Source organism: Acinetobacter sp. YH12063, from assembly GCF_013419715.1.
GTDB lineage: Bacteria > Pseudomonadota > Gammaproteobacteria > Pseudomonadales > Moraxellaceae > Acinetobacter > Acinetobacter amyesii.
Map to the genome: position 1 here is coordinate 1 of NZ_VOZO01000003.1, position 23,764 is coordinate 23,764.

At 41.3% G+C, this 23,764-nt stretch carries 19 protein-coding genes, 1 tRNA gene and 1 pseudogene; 9 read left to right on the top strand and 12 right to left on the bottom strand.

Translation table 11 applies throughout. The annotated features are described in order from the left end of the window. Positions 1–122 precede the first annotated feature (122 nt). The 3 genes from FTU12_RS04715 to FTU12_RS04725 all read right to left on the bottom strand — a co-directional run bounded on the left by FTU12_RS04715 (position 123) and on the right by FTU12_RS04725 (position 2,406). Entirely contained in the window at positions 123–701 is a 579-nt protein-coding gene (locus FTU12_RS04715) for an integrase arm-type DNA-binding domain-containing protein (RefSeq protein ID WP_180113864.1), read from the bottom strand. A 167-nt stretch (positions 702–868) separates the two neighbouring features. Beyond that, a tRNA-Arg gene (locus FTU12_RS04720) sits at positions 869–944 on the bottom strand. A 73-nt stretch (positions 945–1,017) separates the two neighbouring features. Next, positions 1,018–2,406 carry an amino acid permease gene (locus FTU12_RS04725; RefSeq protein ID WP_078189974.1) on the bottom strand — a complete coding sequence of 463 codons (1,389 nt, stop codon included), beginning with the start codon at positions 2,404–2,406 and terminating at the stop codon, positions 1,018–1,020. A 330-nt stretch (positions 2,407–2,736) separates the two neighbouring features. On the opposite strand from FTU12_RS04725, the gene prpF reads away from it, so the two are divergent. The 3 genes from prpF to FTU12_RS04740 all read left to right on the top strand — a co-directional run bounded on the left by prpF (position 2,737) and on the right by FTU12_RS04740 (position 6,151). Next, a complete protein-coding gene (gene prpF / locus FTU12_RS04730; RefSeq protein WP_180113865.1) occupies positions 2,737–3,927 on the top strand; it encodes a 2-methylaconitate cis-trans isomerase PrpF in 1,191 nt (396 codons plus the stop codon). A 207-nt stretch (positions 3,928–4,134) separates the two neighbouring features. Beyond that, complete coding sequence (locus tag FTU12_RS04735) at positions 4,135–5,112, top strand: GGDEF domain-containing protein (protein ID WP_180073212.1); 978 nt, start codon at positions 4,135–4,137, stop codon at positions 5,110–5,112. Between the two features lie 130 nt (positions 5,113–5,242). Further along, positions 5,243–6,151, top strand: coding sequence for a polyprenyl synthetase family protein (locus FTU12_RS04740; protein ID WP_180004317.1), 909 nt, complete (start codon positions 5,243–5,245; stop codon positions 6,149–6,151). 195 nt (positions 6,152–6,346) lie between these two features. On the opposite strand, the gene putP is transcribed toward FTU12_RS04740, so the two are convergent. The 5 genes and pseudogenes from putP to FTU12_RS04765 form a co-directional block, all read right to left on the bottom strand. After that, on the bottom strand, positions 6,347–7,837 hold the full coding sequence (gene putP / locus FTU12_RS04745; RefSeq protein ID WP_180113866.1) for a sodium/proline symporter PutP: 1,491 nt from the start codon (positions 7,835–7,837) through the stop codon (positions 6,347–6,349). 211 nt (positions 7,838–8,048) lie between these two features. After that, on the bottom strand, positions 8,049–8,903 hold the full coding sequence (locus FTU12_RS04750; RefSeq protein WP_078189969.1) for an SPFH domain-containing protein: 855 nt from the start codon (positions 8,901–8,903) through the stop codon (positions 8,049–8,051). A 16-nt stretch (positions 8,904–8,919) separates the two neighbouring features. Further along, positions 8,920–9,399 carry an NfeD family protein gene (locus FTU12_RS04755; RefSeq protein ID WP_180113867.1) on the bottom strand — a complete coding sequence of 160 codons (480 nt, stop codon included), beginning with the start codon at positions 9,397–9,399 and terminating at the stop codon, positions 8,920–8,922. Between the two features lie 99 nt (positions 9,400–9,498). Next, positions 9,499–10,422 (bottom strand): patatin-like phospholipase family protein, encoded by a 924-nt coding sequence (locus FTU12_RS04760; protein WP_180024072.1) that lies wholly within the window; start codon positions 10,420–10,422, stop codon positions 9,499–9,501. Between the two features lie 61 nt (positions 10,423–10,483). Next, positions 10,484–11,120, bottom strand: a pseudogene (locus tag FTU12_RS04765) (1-acyl-sn-glycerol-3-phosphate acyltransferase). Positions 11,121–11,286: 166 nt separating this feature from the next. Between FTU12_RS04765 and FTU12_RS04770 the strand changes: the two are divergent. From FTU12_RS04770 to FTU12_RS04790, 5 genes are all read left to right on the top strand, one after another. Then, positions 11,287–12,573 carry an MFS transporter gene (locus FTU12_RS04770; protein WP_180113868.1) on the top strand — a complete coding sequence of 429 codons (1,287 nt, stop codon included), beginning with the start codon at positions 11,287–11,289 and terminating at the stop codon, positions 12,571–12,573. 127 nt (positions 12,574–12,700) lie between these two features. Then, entirely contained in the window at positions 12,701–13,828 is a 1,128-nt protein-coding gene (locus FTU12_RS04775; protein WP_180113869.1) for a porin, read from the top strand. Positions 13,829–13,968: 140 nt separating this feature from the next. After that, a complete protein-coding gene (locus tag FTU12_RS04780; RefSeq protein ID WP_180007433.1) occupies positions 13,969–15,639 on the top strand; it encodes a phosphoethanolamine transferase in 1,671 nt (556 codons plus the stop codon). A gap of 3 nt (positions 15,640–15,642) precedes the next feature. After that, positions 15,643–16,311, top strand: a complete 669-nt coding sequence (locus tag FTU12_RS04785; protein ID WP_078189962.1) for a response regulator transcription factor — start codon at positions 15,643–15,645, stop codon at positions 16,309–16,311. A gap of 19 nt (positions 16,312–16,330) precedes the next feature. Beyond that, positions 16,331–17,656, top strand: a complete 1,326-nt coding sequence (locus FTU12_RS04790) for an ATP-binding protein (RefSeq protein WP_180113870.1) — start codon at positions 16,331–16,333, stop codon at positions 17,654–17,656. Between the two features lie 30 nt (positions 17,657–17,686). Here FTU12_RS04790 and FTU12_RS04795 read toward each other — a convergent pair whose 3' ends face one another. Continuing rightward, entirely contained in the window at positions 17,687–18,394 is a 708-nt protein-coding gene (locus FTU12_RS04795; RefSeq protein WP_180022305.1) for a phosphatase PAP2 family protein, read from the bottom strand. A gap of 172 nt (positions 18,395–18,566) precedes the next feature. On the opposite strand from FTU12_RS04795, the gene FTU12_RS04800 reads away from it, so the two are divergent. Beyond that, complete coding sequence (locus tag FTU12_RS04800) at positions 18,567–19,265, top strand: HAD family hydrolase (protein WP_180113871.1); 699 nt, start codon at positions 18,567–18,569, stop codon at positions 19,263–19,265. 76 nt (positions 19,266–19,341) lie between these two features. Here the strand turns inward: FTU12_RS04800 and FTU12_RS04805 are convergent, their stop codons facing one another. The 3 genes from FTU12_RS04805 to dhaK all read right to left on the bottom strand — a co-directional run bounded on the left by FTU12_RS04805 (position 19,342) and on the right by dhaK (position 23,737). After that, a complete protein-coding gene (locus tag FTU12_RS04805) occupies positions 19,342–20,529 on the bottom strand; it encodes an ammonium transporter (RefSeq protein WP_180113872.1) in 1,188 nt (395 codons plus the stop codon). 575 nt (positions 20,530–21,104) lie between these two features. After that, entirely contained in the window at positions 21,105–21,782 is a 678-nt protein-coding gene (locus FTU12_RS04810; protein ID WP_180007438.1) for a DUF421 domain-containing protein, read from the bottom strand. A 224-nt stretch (positions 21,783–22,006) separates the two neighbouring features. Continuing rightward, complete coding sequence (gene dhaK, locus FTU12_RS04815) at positions 22,007–23,737, bottom strand: dihydroxyacetone kinase subunit DhaK (protein ID WP_180113873.1); 1,731 nt, start codon at positions 23,735–23,737, stop codon at positions 22,007–22,009. Positions 23,738–23,764: the final 27 nt, after the last annotated feature.

The window sequence follows — 23,764 nt, forward strand, 5'->3', positions numbered from 1 at the left end:
TCGCAAGAGATGCGATGGATGTCTGATGATTTGTAGTCATAAATTTAAGTCCCCACTTGTTTCTAAGTGGGGACTAAATTAAGGCTTATAGGATGAATTCAGAAGGTGTGTTCAGCGGACGCTTACTTTAATTCTATTAAGCCTTTAGATATGGCGTAGGCAAATATACTGACAAAACGTTGGCGAGTTTTTTTAACAACTTCTAAGAAGCCAGTTTCTTCAATTTCACTTAGTACAAGGTTTAAATCTTTAGGTTTGATGCTGTCTATTGGCCTGGTACCAATGATAGGAAATACATATTTTTCTAAGTTCTTTAATGCACGTTCTGCCGTTTCTTCCCCCCATTTTCCACTAGACTTATATGCAACATGCCAGGCCCTTGCAATAGGTTCAAAATGGTAGCGATTGTCTTGTTTAGATTGCTCAATAATTAATTGTTCTTTAGGGTCTAAATTATTGGAAAGCATAGACTGGTATTTAGAACGGTATTCTCTGGCCTTAGCTAATCTGATAGCTGGATAAGTACCTATAGTAATAATTTGAGTACCTAATGCATTTTTATATCTATATCGCCATGTTTTTGTGCCTGATGTCCGAATGAGCAAAATTAATCCGCTCCCATCAAATAAATTGTAGTCCTTTTCCTTTGGCTTTGCAGACGAGCATTGAGGGTCTGTAAGGGGTTTGACAATTTTAGCCATGAAAATGAGTACCTAAAAATTAATAGAATCGGGCTGGGTGCTTATTAAGGTACTCATTATTTAAAGCTATATCAAGTTATATAAAGTCAAAAAAGGCTGTAATTTGTATTTAAGTTATTGATTTATATGTCTTGAAGTTTAAGTGGGTTTGTGTGGAGTTAATGATTTGGTGCGCTCTGCGGGACTCGAACCCACGTCGGTCGCTTAGGAGGCAACTGCTCTATCCAGTTAAGCTAAGAGCGCAAGACGGAGGCTAATGTACTCCTATTTTAGCTAAAAAAAAAGTTATTGCCGAAACAATAACTTTTTAAATTACTTAATCTTTATGAACTTCATTGGGGTCAATGTCGCTCAAATCTTTAGGATTAAGATAGTTAAACATTAATAACATGACTGTAATCCAAACAGGGATCATCAGAACAGATTCCATAAAGCCCTGAGTCCACATAATAAAGAGAACTAATGCAATAAAGATCAGAACGATGTAGTTGCTGACTGGCGCCCAAAGTGCAGGATAAGACGTTGTAAAATTCAAAATACGTTTTGCACGACGGAACTGTAAGTGAGTCATGGTAATCATCGCCCAGTTCAGAACAAGCGCACCAACAACCACATACATTAAGTGACCTAGCGCATCTTCAGGTACGAAGTAGTTTAAGAGTACGCAACCGAAAATCAGTACTGCAGAAAGTAATACTGCTGGAATTGGCACGCCACTTTTGTTGGTTTTTGCGAAAACTTTTGGTGCATTACCTTGCTTCGCCAAGCTGTAAAGCATACGGCTATTGGCATACATACCGCTGTTATAAACAGACAGTGCTGCAGTTAAAATAATGAAGTTCAGTAAATGTGCAGCCCAATCAATACCCAGTTGGCTAAAGATCATCACAAATGGACTTTTGTCTAAACCACCTAGTTCAAGCTGATTCCATGGCACAAGTGACAATAGAATAGTCAAAGAACCCACGTAGAAAATCAAAATACGAAATACAACTTGGTTAATCGCTTTAGGAATGGTTTCTTTTGGATTTTCAGCTTCCGCTGCCGCCATACCAATCAGTTCAATACCACCGAAGGCGAACATCAAGAATGCCAGCATGAAGAATAAGCCTTCAAAACCATTTGGGAAGAAGCCGCCCTGACTCCATAAGTTGGTAAATGATGCTGTTGAGTTGGCATCTGCAGTCAGTAGCAAATACAAACCAAATACGATCATCGAAATAACTGCAGTGACTTTAATAATCGACAGCCAAAACTCAGATTCACCATAAAACTTCACATTACCTAAGTTTACTAAAGTAATGATCACGAAGAAGAACAGTACAGATGCCCATGCTGGAATATGAGGCCACCAGTAATTGATGTATTTCGCAACAGCGGTGAGTTCTGTCATTGCCACTAAAATATAGAGAATCCAGTAGTTCCAACCTGTTAAGAAACCTGGAAATTTCCCCCAATATTTATATGCAAAATGGCTAAATGAACCCGCTACAGGTTCATGGACGATCATTTCACCCAACTGACGCATAATTAGAAAGGCGATCAAACCGCCAATGGCGTAGCCAAGAATAATGGATGGTCCAGCAGATTGAATCACATGCGCTGAGCCCAAGAATAAGCCTGTACCAATTGCACCACCCATGGCAATCAATTGAATATGACGATTCTTTAAGCCACGCTTGAGTTCGGAGGAATTGGTAGTCAAGTTACTCTTCCCGAGAATGGTTTAATTTTGGTAATTGTAATGTATAGAGAATGAATAGCCTAGTAGCTCAAAATTTATGAAAAATATTTATAGGTTTAATAACCTATTTTTCGTTTTAAATGCTGAATTAAAAATTTATGAATCAATAGATTAATTTTATTTTAATTGAAATTCTGATGCTTGGCTTTATATGGAAAAGGTATCGAATGTTGTTTTTTTATACTTAAGTCATGTGATTGTTAAAACTTCAATTAAACATTGTATGATGCAAAAGCGCAGAAAAGAACGCTCTGCCAAAACACAATGATAAAGATTAAGGATTCAATAAAAATGAGTTTTGCTCCCCAAATTAAAATTGCAGCGACTTATATGCGTGGTGGTACAAGTAAAGGTGTATTTTTCAAGCTAGATGATTTGCCCCTTGCAGCACAACAAGCTGGACAAGTTCGCGACCAACTTTTATTACGTGTGATTGGCAGTCCAGATCCTTATGGCAAACAAATTGATGGGATGGGTGGAGCGACTTCAAGTACCAGTAAAACCGTGATTTTGGCAAAAAGTTCACAGCCTGAGCATGATGTAGACTATCTATTTGGACAAGTGTCGATAGATAAAGCATTTGTCGACTGGAGTGGTAACTGCGGAAACTTAACGGCAGCGGTTGGTGCATTTGCCATTTCAAATGGTTTGGTTGAGGCATCACGTATTCCTGAAAATGGTTTGTGTACGGTTCGCATTTGGCAAGCCAATATTCAAAAAACCATTATTGCGCATGTACCTATTACTGATGGTGCAGTACAAGAAACCGGTGATTTTGAACTAGATGGTGTGACCTTCCCAGCAGCCGAAGTTCAAATTGAATTTTTAGACCCCGCAGATGATGGTGAAGATGGCGGCGCTATGTTCCCTACAGGGAATTTGGTCGATACCTTAACCGTACCCGATGAAGGCAGTTTCCCTGCAACATTCATTAATGCAGGTATTCCAACGATTTTCTTAAATGCAGAAGATATTGGTTATGTCGGCACTGAACTACAAGATGCGATCAACGGTGATGCTAAGGCATTGGCCCGTTTTGAAAAAATCCGTGCTTATGGTGCGCAGCAAATGGGTTTGATTTCAGATATTGCTGAAGCAGAGCAACGTCAACATACACCAAAGATTGCATTTGTTTCAAAACCGAAAGCTTATACATCTTCGAGTTCTAAACAAATTTCAGAACACGATACGGACTTATTGGTTCGTGCCTTGTCGATGGGGAAACTGCATCATGCCATGATGGGCACAGCGGCAGTTGCCATTGGTACAGCAGCTGCGATACCAGGGACACTTGTGAACTTAGCCGCGGGTGGTGGGGAGCGAGAAGCTGTGCGTTTCGGACATCCATCTGGGACGTTACGTGTAGGTGCGCAAGCGATTTATGAAAATGGTCAGTGGGTCGTTAAAAAAGCCGTAATGAGCCGAAGTGCGCGTGTCTTAATGGAAGGTTGGGTGCGTATTCCTGCGAATAGTTTGGATTAAGCATTTAACATCTCATTTGAAATCAGCCTCTGCTTTGCAGGGGCTTTTTTTTGCCTTTATCTTTTATATGAATAAGCAAATCATGAATTGGTATATCTTTTTATATAATATGAACTGCATTTAATATTAGAAAGTTTCTGTGATTTATGCCAGATTAATTTTGTTAGCATTTTGCGTAGCTTTACCCTGAAAAAAAGTAGCGAAACCATGCTTAAAAAAGACTTAATAAAATCGGATCTACCTACTGAACAATTGGCTGTATTAGAAGCGTTGCCGATGCCTGCTGCATTATTTTCTGCGACAGCTGAGCTGATATGCGCCAATCAAATATTTAAACATCGGTTTCAGTCAGACTTACAAGAGATCGTATTAAATCATGTGTCTGTGATGCAGCAAAAAACCAAAGCCACAAGTTCTGAGTTTGATTTACGCTGTTTAGAGAACGATAGCATTGAACCCTTTATGTATAGTGAAAATGAACGGCATTATTGGTTCACGCTCAAACCAAAGTTTCAACAAAGTGGCGATTTGGAACATGTGTTGTTGTGCTGTGCGGATATTACAAATTTAAAGCAATTCGAATTATCGCTGTTGAAACATAACCAACAACTCGAACAACAAGTTTATTTTGATTATCTGACAGGGATAAAAAATCGACGAGGTTTTGATTTAGACCTTTCTCAGTGGCAAAAAAGCTTCGCGGTTGAACAAGCCGATGAAATTTGTTTGATGATGCTCGACTTAGACAATTTTAAGCAAATCAATGATATCTACGGTCATGCGTTTGGCGATGAGGTTTTAAGAAAAAGTGCGCAGCTTTTAAGGGTGCAAATTAGTCAACACGCAGATGCACAAATATATCGCATGGGTGGGGAAGAGTTTGCAATGATTTTGCCACGCACGGCTATATCGACTGCATGTTCGATTGCACAACAATGTTGTGAGCAAATCTATGCTTCTTCGATGAATTATGCGGATAAGGCTTTACAACTGAGTATCTCATGCGGAGTGGCCTTGTGGGATGGTACAGAGTCATTTTTTGAAACATTGGCACGTGCCGATCAGGCTTTGTATCAAGCCAAGAAAGGCTCGAAAAATTGTACTTGTTTTAATGATGGACAAAATGTGGCGCTATTTGAGGAAACGACATTTAAAAAACCATCAGACTGTGGGAAAAACACATAGATTTAGGTCGTAACATAGAGAAAGATCTGAGAAAGCAGTATTATGCAACAGGTCAAAATTGACAGAAAACATTGGCAGTCGATTTGCTAATGAACGAAGCAGTTAAATATTTAAAGTATTTGAGGTGAATGTGTCTTCTTTAACAGACGTTTCCACACATGCCCTGACAGAAGCGCAGCAGCGTATTCAGCAGGATTTACTGACAGCGCTTGATGCATTTTCAATTCCAGAACCCTTAAAAGGGGCGGTGTATCATGCTGTGATGTTGGGTGGAAAACGTGTTCGACCGGCACTTTGTTATGCAACAGCAGCATTAAAACCCAATACCAATTTTGCAGCAGTACGCCGTGCTGCGGTGGCAATTGAATTTATTCATTGCTATTCATTGGCACACGATGATTTGCCGTGTATGGACAACGATTTACTCCGTCGTGGTCAACCAACTTGTCATGTGGCTTTTGGTGAAGATACGGCCTTACTTGCTGGCGATATTTTACAATCGATGGCTTTTGAAGTTTTAGGCAGTCGTCTCTTTGATCAAGGCCCAGCCGTTGAAGCGCCGATTATCTTAAAGCAAATGCAAATTTTAGCGACTGCAACTTCAAAAATGGTCAATGGACAAGTCCTAGACTTACAAGCGGAAGGCAAACACGTCAGTCAGGATGAACTGGAAAATATTCATCGAAATAAAACCGGCGCTTTAATTTCTGCAGCAATCATGATGGCGGCAGTGACAATATTTAATGGCACAGATCAAGCCATTCCTAAACTCCGTGAATTTGGTCTTGCGATTGGTTTAGCCTTTCAGGTGCAAGATGATATTTTAGATATTATTGCTGACACTGAAGCATTGGGTAAAACAGCGGGTAAAGATCAACAAGTGGATAAATCCACATATCCTGCGTTAATGGGCCTTGATCAAGCGCAAGCATATGCAGAAGAATTACATGCACAAGCACTTCAAGCTTTGGATTATTTTGCAGAAGATGCGGCAGAATTACACAAGATCACGCAGTTTTTATTAAAACGTCAAAGTTAATATGACGCAGTAAAAGATCTCAGCCCACACATTTAACATGATGTGGGCTTTTTTATATTTTGTATATTTGGAACAGAAGTCAATAAACCTCTAAGTAATATCTAAATGGATGACATAATAAAAACAAAAAAGGACGCTAGGCGTCCTTTTTTGCAGATATTAAAACTTAGAGCTTAAATTTAAGTGCTATTGGTCTTAAATACTTTCTTTATAGATACGATCTGCTTCTTCAAACTTTTCAGTGACTTCAGCAGATGGTGCTTTGCCCATTAAGCTCACAATGATGATTGCAATGAGTGAGCAGATGAAGCCCGGAATAATTTCATAAACGCCTGTATCACCCCAGAGGTTTTTCCATAGAATAACCATAACAGCACCGACCACCATACCGGCTAAAGCACCGTTTAATGTCATACGTTTCCAGAACAATGACATGATAATCAGTGGGCCAAATGCAGCACCAAAGCCTGCCCATGCATATGCTACGAGACCAAGAACTTTAGAGTCAGGATTACCCGCCATATAGATCGCAAGAAGCGCAATCATTAACACCATGAAACGGCCGACCCAAACCAATTCTTTTTGTGAGGCATTTTTGCGTAAGAATGATTTATAAAAGTCTTCAGTTAAGGTACTTGAACAGACTAAAAGCTGACAGCTGAGGGTACTCATGATGGCAGCTAAAATCGCAGCCAGTACGATACCTGCAACCCATGGGTTAAATAGAATTTTAGTCAATTCCATAAAGACCGTTTCAGGGTTTGCTGTAACGACACCTGCCAGTTCTGGATGCTGTTGGAAATAAGCAATACCGAAGAAGCCTGCTGCAACTGCGCCACCGAGGCAGAGCGTCATCCATGTCATACCAATACGGCGTGCATTGGGAATCGATTTAACAGAATCAGCTGCCATGAAGCGGACTAAGATATGCGGTTGACCAAAATAGCCTAAGCCCCATGCCAATAAAGACATGATTGCGACAAAACTTAAGTCAGCAAATACATTCATCGCTTGAGGGCGTGCCGCTTCTAGTGCCAGAGTGAACTGGCTTAAATCAGAGAATGACAACATGACCACGATAGGGGTAAGTAGCAAGGCAAAAATCATAAAGCCCGCTTGAATGGTATCGGTCCAACTGACAGCAAGGAAGCCACCAATAAACACATAGCTCACCGTTGCAATGGCACTGATCCAAAGCGCAGTGCTATATGACATACCAAACATACTTTCAAATAATCGAGCGCCTGCAACCATGCCTGAAGCACAGTAAATTGCGAAGAAAATCAAAATAATCACAGCAGATACGATACGTAAGATTTTCTTTTGATCGTTAAAACGATTTGAGAAATAGTCAGGTAGGGTCAAGGCATTATTTTGAACTTCGGTATGTACACGAAGACGACCTGCCACAAGTAGCCAGTTGAGCCAAGCACCGATGATCAGACCAATTGCAATCCACATTTCAGATAAACCTGAAAAGTAAATCGCCCCCGGAAGACCCATGAGCAACCAACCACTCATATCCGATGCACCTGCAGAAAGGGCAGTGACAAAGCTCCCTAATCGGCGGCCACCTAAAATGTAGTCAGAAAAGTTACTGGTCGCACGGTATGCAAGTAAACCGATCACGACCATGGCGACAATATAAAAGAGAAAGGTAATTAGGGTGGGATTCAGGGAGCTCATACGGTATCCGCTTTGGCGTTGGACAATTGCGTTTAATCAGGGGACTCAATGGGATTTGCCTAAGCCAAGTAGGTGAAATCGAACGATAAGTCCTAAAACGTCAAAAAAATAACGTGAAATTTAAACATAAATTCACAAACTTTGCCTTCTTTTTTGTTTTGGGCATAAAAATGGGCCGTATGTCACGACCCATTTTTATTAATGTGAAGATTTAGTTATTACGTCCCATCACACCACGAATGGTGTTGAGTACATCCGCAGGTAATACCACAGTTTTGGCATTATTAGATTTAGCCATATCTTGCATGGCTTTGACGTATTGTTCACCGAGTAAGTATGCAACTGGAATTTCTTTATCGCCGACGGCTGAACTCACCATTTCAATTGCACGTTGAGAAGATTCTGCCAGTACCACTTGAGCTTCTGCATCCCGACGAGAGGCTTCTAAACGACCATCTGCTTCTAAAATAGCCGCTTGTTTTTCACCGTCTGCCTTGGTCACGGTTGCACGACGTTGACGTTCAGCGGCCGCTTGCTCTTCCATCGCAGCTTGCATGGTATGAGACGGTTTAATATCTTGAATTTCTACAGTTTTAAGCGTAATACCCCAGTCAGAGATATCATCAGAAATAGCAGCTTTAAGTTTAGCCTTAATATGATCACGCGATGAAAGTGCATCATCGAGGTCCATTTCACCGACAATAGAACGTAAAGAGGTTTGAACTAAGTTTTGAATCGCCCATGTGTAGTTTTCAATACCGTAAACTGCTTTTTCAGGCGTGGTTAAGTTGATATAAGCCACAGCATTCATCAGCAGTACCGCGTTGTCACGTGTGATCACTTCCTGAGAGGGAATATCTAACACGATATCTTTGGTTGTGACTTTATAAGCCACTTCATCGACATACGGAATCACAAAGTTCAGCCCCGGATTGAGCGTGGTATGGTATTTACCTAAACGCTGAACAATCCATTTATAACCTTGGGGAACAATACGGACACCTTTAAAAATGGTGACGGCTACAAAAACTAAGAGCGCTAAAAAAACAATAGAAACACCAGACATGTCATTTCTCACTTATTTATGGATTGTCAGTGGGGTGGTTGCTGCTGTGCAGTTGGACGACTAAATCATTGCCTAAAATATCGGTTACGCGAACACGATCACCGACTTGAAGTGCATCTTGAGTACGACAATGCCATTCGTCTGAACCTAAAACAGGCATCGGGAAGCGAACTTTAACGCTGCCATGATTGAGCTGGGTTTGAATCACCATACCCACTTGGCCAATCGTCGCTTCACGGGACAGACCTGCTTTGGTTTTATCGATGGATAAAGGCTTAATAAATTTGAACCACAAAAATGTGCAGAGCACGGCAAAAATAATCCAAACCACAATTTGGACATTAAAGTTCATGGATGGAAAGATCCAATATAAGATCCCAACCAAAATTGCAGAAACGCCAAACCAGAGCGCTGCAAAAGACGGCAAAATCAGTTCAAAAAGCATCAAAGCGACGCCCAATACAAACCAGTGCCAAGGTTCTAAAATAAATTCCATACATCTACTCTTATATAAGGGTGAATTGATATAGATGAACCAGTATCTATATCAATGTAGCAGATGTATAACTCAATGAATATAAAAAAAATCGTTGAATTATATTTTCGCTTTTGGTGCTGGTTTAAAGGCCGCAGGGGACTGTTTAAAGTTGTCGATCGCCTTAATAATGCTATTCACTTTAAGCTGTGCCGCTTTTTCACCTTCTAAAATCGTCGCATTGCTCGACTTCAAATCGAGTGTGCCAATATGTCCCACTTTAGGTTGAATCACGAAATTGGCATTTTTCAGTTCTTCATTAATACTTTGTTGTCCCATGATGTTAATGGTTTGATCGAGTAAACCAAACATGCTTACGGCTTTGCTACCGTCAGGACGCGCAGAAATATCAACCGCAATCACGATATCTGCACCCATATCACGTGCAGTTTTCACTGGAATCGGGCTGACTAAACCACCATCGACATATTTCACCCCTGCAATGGTTGCAGGTACAAATACATTTGGAATGCTGCACGATGCACGTACCGCTTGGCCTGCATTACCACGGTTAAATTCAGTTTTACTGCCATTATCCAAACGGGTGGCTACGGCAGCAAAGCGCTTTGGAAATTGTTCAATTGATTTATTGCCGACGTTTTTATTAACAAAGTCTTGCAGTTTTTGCCCTTGAATAATGCCTTGGCTATTTAAGGTTAAGTCACGAATATCGGACTCTTTAAAGTTCAAGGCCAATTGCTGCATTTGATATGGTGTTTTACCGCTGGCGTACAAGCTACCGACAAAACTACCTGCACTGGTCCCAGTCACAATTTTAGGTTTAATACCGTGCGATTCGAGCACTTTAAGCACGCCAATATGAGCAAAACCTTTGGCACCGCCACCACCGAGCGCAATCGCGATCACCGGTTCACGTGCTTTGGCTGGTGTAGGTGTCGTGGTCGCAGGCGTTTTAGTTGCAGAGTCACAGCCAGTGAGTGCCAATACGAAGAGGCTAGGAATCAGGTATTGCAAAAGTTTCATGGGTGAAATCTGATGGTTAAATATACAAAGTGCACATCACATCAAAAAAATAGCCATTTGACTAGGGCTTTTTCCAGTGCTTTTGTAACGGCAAGGCCAACCATTCGGGATTTTTCGGGGAAAATTTGCCATCATAAATCTTCAAAATTTTTTCGAGATCAGTTTCAAAATCTCCACTGGGTTCAAAAACACCCAAGCAATGAATGGTTTTTTTGCATAATCAAAGCTAAACATCACGATAGGAATCTGTGCTTCATAGGCAATATAGTAAAAACCACTCCTGATTTTATCGGCTTTTTTTCGTGTTCCCTCAGGTGCCATTCCAATCCAAATTTGATCTGTCGCTTGAACAATCTCAGCAATTTCACGTGTAAGCCCATGTGGGTTTTCACGCTGCACAGGGATCACGCCGACCCAATCTAAAAGTGGCTTTAAGGGAGTATCGAAAAGGGTGTTTTTGCCAAAAATGGTTATTTTTATCCCGATCCCAAGCAAGGCGAGAAAACCGTGCCATACATCTATATTAGAAGTATGTGGAGAAATGATTGCCACAGCTTTGGCAAGGTTGGGAAATTCGCCGTCAAATTTCCATCCTTGTGCCAAGAAAAGTTTTTTTTTTTAATTGTTCGGCTCAGGATGGAACCGCGTGATGGAACTTGATCGGGCAAAACTGGAAATAATTGAGTCTTTTGATTCATGCATATTCTTATATAAGTGAAATCCATTTTTGATGTGATGCACATTTAAAAGTACGGCATCAGCATTGACCTTATCTTAGGTCGATGATTTTTTAGATCATTGGCAAAATAGCCGTATTTTGACTACTCTAAATGTAACTTCAGCGCATTCAACATTTAGGAACTTATGATCCAGCTTCGTCAGCTCTATCTTTTACTGTTTTCCTTATATTGGGCGCAAGGGTTACCTGTCGGTTTTATGACGCATGCTTTACCAGTGATTTTAAGAGCGCAAGGTGTATCTTTGGCACATATAGGTGGCTTTGGATTACTCATGCTGCCATGGTCGATCAAAGTTTTTTGGGCACCGTGGATTGATCGGCATGGTTCAAGGTCCAAAGGGCACTATCGGAGTTGGATTATTCCAATGCAGTTGTTGTCCGTGGTGGTCTTGGTCTTCCTGTCTTTTTTGCCGATCCAAAGCTTGAATGAACCAATGTATTTGCTGCTGTTTTTTGTGGCTTTACTCAGTATGAATTTGGTCGGTGCAACTCAAGATGTTGCAACGGATGGATTGGCTGTCAATATTTTAAAAACTGACCAACAGCACTGGGGCAATACCTTTCAGGTGATTGGTTCAAGACTCGGCTTTATCGTGGGCGGTGGTGCTGTACTTTGGGCCTTGGATTGGTTGGATTGGCAAGCCACCTTTCTGTTTTTAGCGGCATTGGTGTTCATGAATACGATTCCTATTTTTCTCTATCGAGAACCTTCAAAGCCACAGCTCAATATAAAATCCTCTCAAGAGCATGATAACAACCATAAACATACTTCAGGCTTATTCTATGCTACTCGCCAGTATTTGGCTTATTTTACTCAAACCAAAACCCTCACACTATGGCTGATGATCTTATTGAGTTTTAAGCTTGCAGATGGTCTGGCAGGTCCTTTACTCAAGCCGCTGATGGTGGATTTAGGATTAAGTTTTAGTCAAATTGGTCTGTATGTCACCATGCTGGGTGCTGTGGCTGCTTTAATTGGGGCGGGGGTTGCTGGTCTAAGCTTGAAGTATATTTCTCGGGCGCAAGCCTTGGTTTTCTATTCGGTATTGAAAATATTCAGCTTATTAGCCTATGCATGGCTGGCTTTGCAGTTCGAGGCAAAACGGCCCGTACATGAATGGCTGATCTATGGGATCAATGCTGCCGAAGACATGATTTCAGCCATGCTGCTCGTGATCATGCTGACTTTGGTGATGCAATATAGTCGTAAAGCATTTGCAGCAACGGACTTTACATTTCAGGTTGCCATTATGGCGACGGTGAGTGGGGGGTTGTATAGCATCAGTGGCATAGTGGCCGATCAGTTGGGTTATAGCACTTATTTATTTTGGATCACAGGTTTGGCTGCATTGAGCTTAGTCCCGATTCTATTTTGGGGAAAAGCATCAAAAAATGACCAAAATCACTTCTAAATCATGATTTTGGTTGTTTTTTATCAGCTAAAGCACTAAAAGAGCAATGCAAATATTATTTTAATAATTTTGTAATATGTTTCCCGTGTGTAATATCTGTTACAAAATAATTTAAGGAAAATTTTTGATGAAAACTAAGTTAGCAGCGGCTATCGCATTGAGCCTTTTGGCTGGCTCAACCTTTGCAGCACCAACCTTCTACGGTGAAATTGATGCGTCTGTTGATTATTTACCTGAAGATAATAAAACGGGTGTTTCAGACAAAGATGTCGTTGAAATCAGTTCAAACAGTTCTTTCTTGGGTTTAAAGGGCGATGAAAAACTGACTGACCGTTTAAGCGCAGTTTATGCAATTGAATGGGCATTTAACTCAGACGGCGAAGGCGATGACTGGTCTAAGCGTAACCGCTTCGTTGGTTTGAAAGATGCGAAACTTGGTACATTGAAAGTCGGTGCACACGATACACCATTAAAACAATTGTCTAGTCCGGTTGATACATTCAACAATTACGTGGGTAACCGTGCTGATGTTGCAGGCATCATGACTGGCGAAAACCGTGTAGATAACGTTGTTGTCTATGAATCACCAGCTTTTAAAATTGCTGAAGGTGCAATTAAAGTTAATGCATTGCTTGCAACAGGTGAGTCTTCAGGAATCAAGAGCGACAAAGGTGTAGTAAAAACTGCAGGTCGTGGTCTTGGCGATGCTTGGTCGGCGTCTGTTGTCTATGACAGCCCTGTTGTTGTTGCAGGTTTAGCCTATGACAAAGCCATTCCATCGAACTTTGGTGGTGTAGGGATCTTAAATGCAAGCGCGCCTGAGGTGCATCCTGCATTAGATAAAGATGGAAAAGTAACTTCAGTATTTGCTGCAGCAAATACTGTTCGTGCGATCGGTCGTGTAAATCTTGAGGGTGGTTTGGCACTCAAAGCGCTGTATCAAACTTCAGAGGTTGAGTCCGCTCAGGTTAATACTTCAGCTGCAAAAATTGATGATGCTCAAGGTTGGTTAGTCGGTGCAGAATACAATTTACCCTCTGCAAAAGCTTGGACAGTAAAAGCACAATATAGTCAAAATACCACGACTTATAAAGAGGGTGATGATTACGAAGCTCAGCAATTCATTGCAGGTGCGGATTATGCATTTAGCAAACAAGTGAAAGCTTATGGTTATGCAGGTTACTTAGCACTTGAAAAAGGTTCGAATGAAAGTGAACAACCTGTTCTAGGTACAGGTCTAGAATTTAAATTCTAAAACTTTGATTTAAGTTGTTCAAAAGGCGATGTTTTACATCGCCTTTTTTGATTTTTCTTGCTTGGTTTTGATCAGTTTTAAGTGATTTTTAAGTTTGAATTTTTAGATTAGGGCATCAAAGATCAATAATTGATGCCAATATGCTTCAGGTCATAGCTAAAATACAGCAAAAAATTCCAAGACTTAGTTTAAGTCAATTTAACCTCGTGCTTGCCTTATGGCTTGGGGTGGTTTTGAACCTCGCGTTTTATCAGCAAATCCAGCAGCTCACACCTTATACGGGTCTGAAGGCCGGACTATTTTTAGCGGCAACCGTACTGGTGGTAGTGGCACTTTATAATGTGCTGATGCAACTCCTGCAATGGCGATGGAATTCAAAACTTTTGGCGAGTGTTTTGCTGATCATTGGTGGCTTGAGTGCCTATTTCGTCAATAGTTTAGGCGTGACCATTACATCTGACCAAGTACAAAACATGATGCAAACAGATGTAAAGGAAGTGCGGGATTTAATCTCGCCACAATTTTTTATCTGGGTCTTTGGACTGGTTATTTTGCCAGTGCTATTGATCTGGCTTTTGCCACTACATAAAGAAGCCCTAAGCACGGTCGTAGCCAAAAAGGGTCTACATATAGTGCTATCGCTCATCCTTTTGGGTGCTTTGCTGTTTGTTTATTTTGTCGATTATGCTGCGATCTTTCGTGAGCATCGTGACTTAAAAGGCATGCTCTCACCACAAAACAGTATCGCTTCGACCTTTTCCTATTATCACAAAAAAGCACCGAAACAGAATTTGCCATTGCTGAACTATGGTGAAGATGCACATATGGTTGAAAACGTAAGCGCCAAAAGCTTACCAAAATTGATGGTCTTAGTGGTTGGTGAAACTGCGCGCGCGGAAAGTTTTTCACTCAATGGCTATGCTAAAAATACCAATCCTGAACTCAGTCAGCAAAATATTATCAATTTTAGCCAAGTCAGCTCATGTGGCACCGCAACCGCTGTGTCTGTTCCTTGTATGTTCTCAGGTATGCCGAGAACCGAATATGATGAACAGCTTGCAAGTCATCGCGAAGGTTTACTCGATATTGCACAGCGTGCAGGCTATAAGGTGACGTGGCTAGATAATAATTCAGGCTGTAAGGGCACATGCACACGTGTTGAAAAATATGAATTTCCTGAAGCGCTGAAGAAAAAGTGGTGTGATGCCGATGGCGAATGTCATGATGAAATCTTAGTGGATGGTTTGAAGGCATATTTGGCTTCGATCCCCAAAGCAGATCCAACTCCCCGTTTGATTGTATTACACCAAATGGGCAGTCATGGCCCTGCTTATTTCAAACGAAGTACCGCAGCGTTTCAAAAATTTAAGCCAACCTGTAATAGCAATGCCATACAGGGATGTAGCTCTATAGAATTAATAAATAGTTATGACAACAGTATTATTTATACCGACCATGTGCTGAGTGAATTGATTAACACCTTAAAAGTGACTGACCACTATCAAACAGGACTGTGGTATTTGTCCGATCATGGCGAGTCGACAGGTGAGCATGGCTTATATTTACACGGTTCTCCATACGCAATTGCACCGTCACAGCAAACCCATGTACCGATGTTGATGTGGTTTTCACCGGCGTGGCAAAAAAATAATTCAGCGCAATATACTTGTTTAATGGCACAAAAAAGCCAAAAATTAAGTCAGGATAATCTATTTCCATCGCTATTAAGTTTGCTCGATGTGCAGACTCAAGTGATTGATGAAAAAAACAATATGTTGCAACAATGTACTTCAGTACAGCGCAGGACTTAAGCCATGCACAAAATACTTATTATTGAAGATGATTTCATGATTGCCGAATCGACTAAAACCTTGTTGAACTATCAACAGTTTGAAGTCGAGTGGGTGAATAATGGTATCGATGGCTTAAAGCTCATAATGCAAGGGGGAATTGATATCGTCTTGCTGGATCTGGGTTTGCCGATGATGGATGGTATGCAAGTCCTGAAACAAATTCGTCAAATGCAGCCCAAATTGCCAGTATTAATCATCTCGGCACGGGATCAACTACAAAACCGTGTAGATGGTTTAAACCATGGGGCAGATGACTACCTGATTAAGCCTTATGAGTTTGATGAATTACTTGCACGGATTCATGCGCTCCTTCGACGCACAGGGCTGAGTTCAGTCGAAGCACCACAGAAAATTTTAAAACATGGTGAATTGATTTTAGATATTGAGCAGCATCTTGCACGCTATAAGGGGCAATATGTCGATTTATCTAACCGTGAATGGGCCATATTGATTCCATTAGTGACACATCCGAATAAGATTTTTTCGAAAGCCAATTTAGAAGATAAGCTTTATGATTTTGATAGTGATATCAGCAGTAATACCATAGAAGTGTATGTGCATCATCTCAGAACAAAATTAGACAAAGATTTTATTCGCACCATTCGTGGTTTAGGTTATCGACTCGGTTAAGGCAAAGGAATTATCAACCATGCAGCAGCCTTATTCTCTGAAAAAGAGACTAATTATTTATGTGTCTGTTTTCAGTATGTTTTTGGGCTGTCTTTTGGTGTTTTCAGCTTATCGAATTGCACTTGAAGAAATTAATGAAATTTTAGATGCGCAAATGCAAAATTTGGCGGAACGTGTTGCAGAGCATGATCCGCAGCCTATTCGCGGCGAATTTGATCAACATAAGCGTTATCACGAAGAAGATTTATTTGTTGATGTGTGGACTTATCAGTCCAATGCGCATCAAACCCATCAATTAAAATTATTGGTCGCGCCTCAGCCCAAAGCCGGTTTTTATACCCACAATACCCAACAAGATGAGTGGCATACCTATATTTTGCCACTTGCAGATCGGCAAATTCAGGTCAGTCAGCAAGAATCGGTACGACAGCATCTTGCAGCAGAATTGGCCAGTAGCATGTTTATTCCCTATTTGGTTTTTATACCTTTTGCATTAATCGCTTTGGGATGGTTGATTCAACGCAGTTTAAACCCACTGGAAAAATTTAAAAAAGAACTGGCAAAACGGGATGCCTTTGAACTTTCTCCAATCTCTCAAATGCCGTATCCAGAGGAAATTGCACCGACTATTATTGAAATGAACCAGTTGTTTGAACGAATTTCATTGTCACAGCAGGAACAGCGCCAGTTTATTGCTGACGCAGCGCATGAGTTACGGACCCCGATTACCGCACTGAATTTGCAAATGCAGATTTTGCTACAAAAATTTCCACAAGATGACGCTCTACAAAATTTGAGTAAAGGTTTAATTCGTATTCAGCATTTGGTCAGTCAATTATTGAGTTTGGCAAAACAAGATGCCTCGGTCTTTGAACTTGAGCGCAAACAACATTTTGATCTTAAGCAAGTCGCAACCAATTGCGTGGAGCAACTGGTACATTTGGCGATGCAAAAAGATATTGACCTTGGCATGGAGCAACAACAAAGCATTGCCTTATATAGTCTTGAGCCAACGGTACATTCAATCATTTTTAATTTGATTGATAATGCCATTAAATATACCCCTGCACAGGGCATGATTAATGTCTCCGTCTTTGAACATGCGGGGCAGGCGGTTGTACAGGTTGAAGATAGTGGGCCTGGCATCGACCCAGCTTTATATGAGCAAATTCGAAAACGCTTTTATCGAATTTATAATCATGAAGAAATTGGAAGTGGTTTAGGGCTAGCGATCGTGGATAAGGCCGCTGCGCATATTGGTGCACGTTTAGATTTCGCGAAAAGTGAAACGCTGGGTGGGTTGAAAGTAACGATTCAGATTCCGCTAAGACCTTTAAACTCCTAATTATTTTAATTTACTCCTTGCGAATAAAGCCTATATCCATTCAAAGTGTTTATAGGCAGTTTTGATTTTTTCTGTGGGTAGATAACGACAGCCAAATGTATAAATGACTGTGTTAAAGGCCCAAATAAACCATGCTGTCCATAGATTATGACTCAGAAAATGCGCACCCCGCATCATTTGCGCCCAGCCAAAAGCAAAGCCTAAAATCAGCCCAGCAGATAAAAAGAAGTAAGCACCGGCAGGTCGATGTATGCGATAAACAAAATATCCTGTGATTAAGGCAAAACCAGTCGCAGCATGGCCACCAGGGAAACAGTGTCCTTGGCGTGCAGAAAAATCCCAAGAAAAGCCATGGGCTGTAGCGACTGTCATATTCCAAGGGCAGGCATGCGCAGATTGTGATTTGAGCAACCCAATGACTGCCGTGCTGAGTAGAGCAACCACGAAAAAATAACCAAATTCAAACTTGCGAGCTTTCAGATGTGGATATTTAAAACTGCATATCCATGCTGCGATATAGAGAACATACACACCTATGACGATATTCTTGATATAGCGATGGTTCAGCACCGCAAGTGCCCAATCATTACGATGAGGAAAACCACCATGTAGGTCGACCCAAGGCTGAATAAAAGCTTGGTCGAGCGAACCACCGACGGGAAAAACATAAAGGAGGCCAACCATACTGAGCGTGAGCAGCAGGGCTTGTCGCAATAAAAAGGTACTGTTCGAGAGCATAAGTCGTGTGATGTGCTGAAATTATTTTGTTTGAATGCTGCTATTTGAAACCACGAAACTTAAATCAGACTTAATCGGCTATTTGAACTGTATCGATATCGATAGTGAAGAAGGTGCATAAAGCAGAACAGGCTTTGTGTTAAAGTTTTTGAAAACTCAGTAATAAAGATTTATGAGCATACGTGCAGTCCTTTTTGATTTAGATAATACTTTGACTCACCGAGATCACAGCGTTCAGGCGTATACGCAGTACTTAGCCGAGTCTTATCAGTCGACGCTGGCGGAGGTAGACCTTGTACAGATTAAACGTATTATTAACCGTATAGATAATGGGGGATATCCGAAAAAAGAACTCCTTACACATCCGAGTATTGGGGCATCTGTCGCTTATGCTCTACAAACGGAGCTGGATTGGATACATCAACCCGATTTTGATGAGCTGACACAATTTTGGTTTCAGTACTTCGGTCAGTTTGCCGTGGCGATGCCGGGAGCATTGACCTTGCTGCAGCAACTAAAACAGCAGCAGTATAAACTGGCGGTGGTGTCGAATGGTGGACATGCCACACGCCTGAATATTTTGAATGGACTAGGTTTTGCATCGTATTTTGATCAGATCATCAGCTCGGAAAGTGCAGGCATCAGTAAGCCCAAAGTTGAAATATTTCAGTACAGTTGTCGTGAGTTGGGCGTGACGGAAACCGAGTGTTTATTTATTGGTGATCATCCTGTCAATGATATTTATGGTGCGAGCCAAGCAGGGATATCTGCCGTATTGCTTGAAGGCTTTGATACTTTAAGTGCTGAACAACAGCACAGCATTCCGAATAAAATTCAGCATTTGGATCAGGTCTTAGATTTTCTAAAATAAGGTGATTTAAACTCAAGCTTTAAGCGAAGTTCAGGGTAAAAAAAAGCGGCATAAATGCCGCTTTAGATTGTGTTGTTTAGAACATGTTTTCTTCAGAGTTTGCCGAAATACGGTGAATACTTAAGTCTGCACCTCGGAATTCTTCTTCTTGATCTAGGCGAATGCCCATCGTTACTTTGAGTAGACCATAAACGATGAATCCACCTGCCAATGCAATCAAGATTGCGAGTAGCGTACCGATACATTGAGAGATCATTGAAATACCGCCTAAACCGCCCAACCATTTTTGTCCAAATACACCCACTGCAATACCACCGAAAGCACCACAAACACCGTGTAGTGGCCATACGCCAAGTACATCATCGACTTTGAGTTTGTTTTGAGTGTATGTAAATAGTTTGACAAAGATCAGACCTGCGATAGCGCCGATAATTAACGCACCGACAGGATGAACTACATCTGAGCCTGCACAGATTGCAACCAAACCTGCTAAGGGACCGTTATGTAAGAAACCGGGGTCATTTTTACCCATAAAGTTTGCTGCAAGCGTGCCGCCCACCATTGCCATGAGAGAGTTAATTGCAACCAGTCCTGAAATGGCATCTAAACGTTGCGCACTCATCACGTTAAAGCCAAACCAGCCGACGATTAAAATCCAAGAACCTAAGGCAAGGAATGGAATACTTGAAGGGGGGTGAGCGCTGATACGACCGTCTTTTTTATAGCGTCCATGACGTGCGCCAAGTAAAAGTACTGCAGCTAAAGCGATCCAACCGCCCATCGCATGTACCACGACCGAACCTGCAAAATCATGAAATGCTGCGCCAAATGTGCGTTCTAACCATGCTTGTAGCCCAAAATTACCATTCCATGCCATGCCTTCAAAGAATGGATAGACCAAAGCGACCAATAATAATGTGGCAATCGCTTGAGTCCGCATTTTTGCACGTTCAGCAATACCACCTGAAATAATCGCTGGAATGGCTGCGGCAAAAGTCAGCAGGAAGAAACAACGCATTAAGTTGTAGCCATGATCGGCTGCTAAAGTGTCCCCAATATGAAAAAAGTGCTGACCATAAGAGATGTAATAACCCACAAAAAAGTATGCAATTGCGGAAATAGAAAAGTCAGTCAAAATTTTACTCAGCGCATTGACCTGATTTTTATGTCGTACTGTACCTAATTCTAAAAATGCAAAGCCAGCATGCATGGCAAGAACCAAGACTGCACCAAGAAGGAGAAAGAGGAGATCTATATTTTGCATAAGGTGTTCCAGTTTAGTGCGCTAGTTCACGAAAAGAAGTTCAGTATATCGAGCGGAATAATTTCGAAAAGAGGAGTGAGAGAGGGAAATTTTGATTAAAAAAACTAAAAAATGTAGAAGACTCGATATAAAGCAAAGACTTGCATGAGTATGACAACAATGCACTAAAATAGTGCAATGGTGATTTGCAATGACAAAATTAAATGAATGATTCTTAAATGGAAAAGGCTGAAAAGTGAATATGTTTGAAACTTATTTAACTTTATAGCGCCAAAAAGGCATTAATTCAGGGCATTAAATATTTTTGAATTTTCATCGGAATGCGAGAAATTTGGGCATGTATTTGAGTTTACTCGCAGATATTACGGTGAACGGTTATTATTGTGCAAATGAAATGAAAGTTGAGAAGAACACAGCTTTAAAATTTGCCTATCATTGGGTCATTTTGTTCATTGAGTTGGTTATTCTGTAGTGCAAATACATGACAAATTATTTCAAAGGGCTTTTATTAGAGTGTTGTAGCGGAAATGCGGTTTTGAGCTCTTTTAGTTCCGGTTGATGAGGAGAATACTAATTTAAGCGAGACGTTGAGTATTGATTGCCTCCGCCCAATCACAGCATCCACATCGTGGGCAAACATCTTGTGCGCCATGGATATACATAGTTTTACCGCAATGCGTACAGGCATAGAGATGATGCATTTTGATATCTCGAACCGCTTTATAGGGTTTCGGAAATAGTGGCAGTCCATAACGCACTTGTTCAGGTGGATAAAACAAAATACTAAATTTTCCATCACTTTCTAATAAACCAACTCGAACTTGTCCAAGATGCTCCACATTTTGCTGACGCATTTCAGAGAAGAATTCATCATGTGACATTTTACCTTGTTTAATCTTTTCTAAAACCAATTCACCATCTTCAACAATGTAGAGGGCTTTGCCTTCAATTAAATCTTCAAAGGGTTGGTATTTCATCATGAGCCAAGTGATTACTCGGTATAAACCAATTACCACCGTCATCACAATGAGAGCTTGCAGGAGGGGGAGCTCCTCTTCAAACATTGGGTCGCCTGCAATAGAACCCAAAGCAAGGAGGATGGCAACTTCAAAGATGGATAACTGACGTACGCCGCGTTTGCCTGTTAGGCGTAAGAATACGATGATTAAAACGAACATAATGACGCTACGCAAAATCACTTCGGCAGCAAAAGTCCATGTGGTGTCATGGATGAATATTTGGGCTAAATCCATGTCTCATCCTTTTTTATCGTTATATGTTTTAACTTAGCAAAGCGCTAGGCGATAAAGCAGCTCAATTGTGTTAATTTTTAAGCATTATTTGAAAATGGATTTCATGCTAACGGTATTGTATGCATGAGATATTTGATGAAAAAAAGTGCTTTAAAATAGCCATAAAAAAAGCACCGACGAATCGATGCTTTTGATGTGGTCTGGCAATTTTTAAAGATGCTCAGTTATTTAATATGTTCTGCAATATCCGTAAAGATTACACCTAAACCATGTGCGCCTGCATCTGGATAGCCAAGACTACGGTCGCCTACAGTTCCCGCACGTCCCATACGCGCCACGATCTCTTTGGTATTTTCAGCGCCTTGAACTGCCGCTTTTGCACCTAATGTAAAATTTTCTTTAAATGATTTATCGGTATGGGCAGACCATGAATCTGCACATGGTACTAAAGCATCAATCAGGGTTTTATCGCCCACCACTGCGCCACGTCCAAATGAACGTTCACCTGTAGTTTGAATGCCTTTGACTGCTGCTTGCAGCATCTCTGCGAAATCAGCGACAGTTAAAACTGATTTGCCTTGAATTGATTTCGCTGCCGCACGGAATGCTGAACCCCAGATTGGGCCAGACGCACCGCCACAGTGTTCCATAATGATCATTGAGCAGTTCAGCATGAATTCATCCATCTGCTGCGCTTGAATTAGACTTTGCCATTCACGTTTTAATTGCTTAAAGCCTTTCGCCACGCTCATACCGAAGTCGCCGTCACCAGCATGCGCGTCCAGCTCACAGAATGGCACTTCATTTCTAATGATACAGGCAGACATCACATCCACCACATAACGCATGTTTTCGATGGTGAATTGCTCATTGCTAATCACCGCATGTTCAGGCTGTGTTTCAACTTGGGTGTTTACTACAGCTTTGGTAGCAGCATTTTTAGTTGCAAAAGTTAAAGGCTGTGCTGCTGAACCATCCATTTTAAATGCAGGGGTGTTGGCTGCTGCATCGAGGTAAGTTTTCAATTCATCATCGACAGCAAGCAAGGACACAGATGCACCATTCATGTCGATACTGGTCATATAGTTGCCGACAAATGTGCGGTAAATTTTGATGCCTTTACGTGCAAGGTGTTCGCATACATCATGATTAAAGACATACAACTCTTGCAGCGGTGTGCTACCAAAGCCATTGACCAAGACTGCAACTTCTTTCATGTCTGGGCGGTCAAGGAACAGGTCATCCACGATGCGCTGTGCCATTTTTTTGGATGGCAAGATTTTTTCACGACGGATGCCGGGTTCACCGTGAATGCCGACGCCATATTCCATTTCGTCATCAGCCAAAATAAACGTTGGCGTGCCTTTGGCTGGAACAGTACATGAGCTATAAGCAAAACCAAGGCTAATGACGTTGTCCGCAGCTTTTTGAGCAATCGCTTTTACGTCTGCAAGTTCTAAGCCTTTTGATGCTGCTGCGCCTGCAATCTTATGTACAAATACTGTGCCTGCAACACCACGACGACCGACTGTATATAGGCTGTCTTTAACCGCAATGTCATCTGCCACTTTTACATAGTCAACTTTAATGCCGTCTTCAGTTGCAAGGGCTGCGCCATTCTGGAAATTCATCATATCGCCAGAATAGTTTTTGATGATCATCAGCACGCCTTTGTCAGTTGCGACTTGCTGTAAGGCTTTATAGACCTGAATTTGCGATGGAGATGCAAATACATCACCACATACGGCAGCGTCTAACATGCCTGTGCCTACAAAGCCTGCATGGGCAGGTTCGTGACCGCTACCACCACCACTGATCAATGCCACGTTATTGTGCTTTTCTTTGCGTGAAATGATTTTGTGCGACTCGTTAAATGCGAGTTCTGGATGGGCAAGAACAAAGCCTTTGCACATTTCAATTACGATGTTTTCTGCACCGTTCATGAGTTTTTTCATGGATGTACCAATCTGTATTTATAGGGG

What these genes read in the sequence shown, in the direction of transcription:
- FTU12_RS04780 (WP_180007433.1), top strand. Translation starts at nt 13,969, where the DNA reads ATGCTTCAGGTCATAGCTAAAATACAGCAAAAAATTCCAAGACTTAGT.
- dhaK (WP_180113873.1), bottom strand. Translation starts at nt 23,737, where the DNA reads ATGAAAAAACTCATGAACGGTGCAGAAAACATCGTAATTGAAATGTGC.
- FTU12_RS04735 (WP_180073212.1), top strand. Translation starts at nt 4,135, where the DNA reads ATGCTTAAAAAAGACTTAATAAAATCGGATCTACCTACTGAACAATTG.
- FTU12_RS04750 (WP_078189969.1), bottom strand. Translation starts at nt 8,903, where the DNA reads ATGTCTGGTGTTTCTATTGTTTTTTTAGCGCTCTTAGTTTTTGTAGCC.
- FTU12_RS04805 (WP_180113872.1), bottom strand. Translation starts at nt 20,529, where the DNA reads ATGCAAAATATAGATCTCCTCTTTCTCCTTCTTGGTGCAGTCTTGGTT.
- FTU12_RS04810 (WP_180007438.1), bottom strand. Translation starts at nt 21,782, where the DNA reads ATGGATTTAGCCCAAATATTCATCCATGACACCACATGGACTTTTGCT.
- FTU12_RS04760 (WP_180024072.1), bottom strand. Translation starts at nt 10,422, where the DNA reads ATGAAACTTTTGCAATACCTGATTCCTAGCCTCTTCGTATTGGCACTC.
- prpF (WP_180113865.1), top strand. Translation starts at nt 2,737, where the DNA reads ATGAGTTTTGCTCCCCAAATTAAAATTGCAGCGACTTATATGCGTGGT.
- FTU12_RS04795 (WP_180022305.1), bottom strand. Translation starts at nt 18,394, where the DNA reads ATGCTCTCGAACAGTACCTTTTTATTGCGACAAGCCCTGCTGCTCACG.
- FTU12_RS04775 (WP_180113869.1), top strand. Translation starts at nt 12,701, where the DNA reads ATGAAAACTAAGTTAGCAGCGGCTATCGCATTGAGCCTTTTGGCTGGC.
- putP (WP_180113866.1), bottom strand. Translation starts at nt 7,837, where the DNA reads ATGAGCTCCCTGAATCCCACCCTAATTACCTTTCTCTTTTATATTGTC.
- FTU12_RS04755 (WP_180113867.1), bottom strand. Translation starts at nt 9,399, where the DNA reads ATGGAATTTATTTTAGAACCTTGGCACTGGTTTGTATTGGGCGTCGCT.
- FTU12_RS04790 (WP_180113870.1), top strand. Translation starts at nt 16,331, where the DNA reads ATGCAGCAGCCTTATTCTCTGAAAAAGAGACTAATTATTTATGTGTCT.
- FTU12_RS04715 (WP_180113864.1), bottom strand. Translation starts at nt 701, where the DNA reads ATGGCTAAAATTGTCAAACCCCTTACAGACCCTCAATGCTCGTCTGCA.
- FTU12_RS04785 (WP_078189962.1), top strand. Translation starts at nt 15,643, where the DNA reads ATGCACAAAATACTTATTATTGAAGATGATTTCATGATTGCCGAATCG.
- FTU12_RS04770 (WP_180113868.1), top strand. Translation starts at nt 11,287, where the DNA reads ATGATCCAGCTTCGTCAGCTCTATCTTTTACTGTTTTCCTTATATTGG.
- FTU12_RS04800 (WP_180113871.1), top strand. Translation starts at nt 18,567, where the DNA reads ATGAGCATACGTGCAGTCCTTTTTGATTTAGATAATACTTTGACTCAC.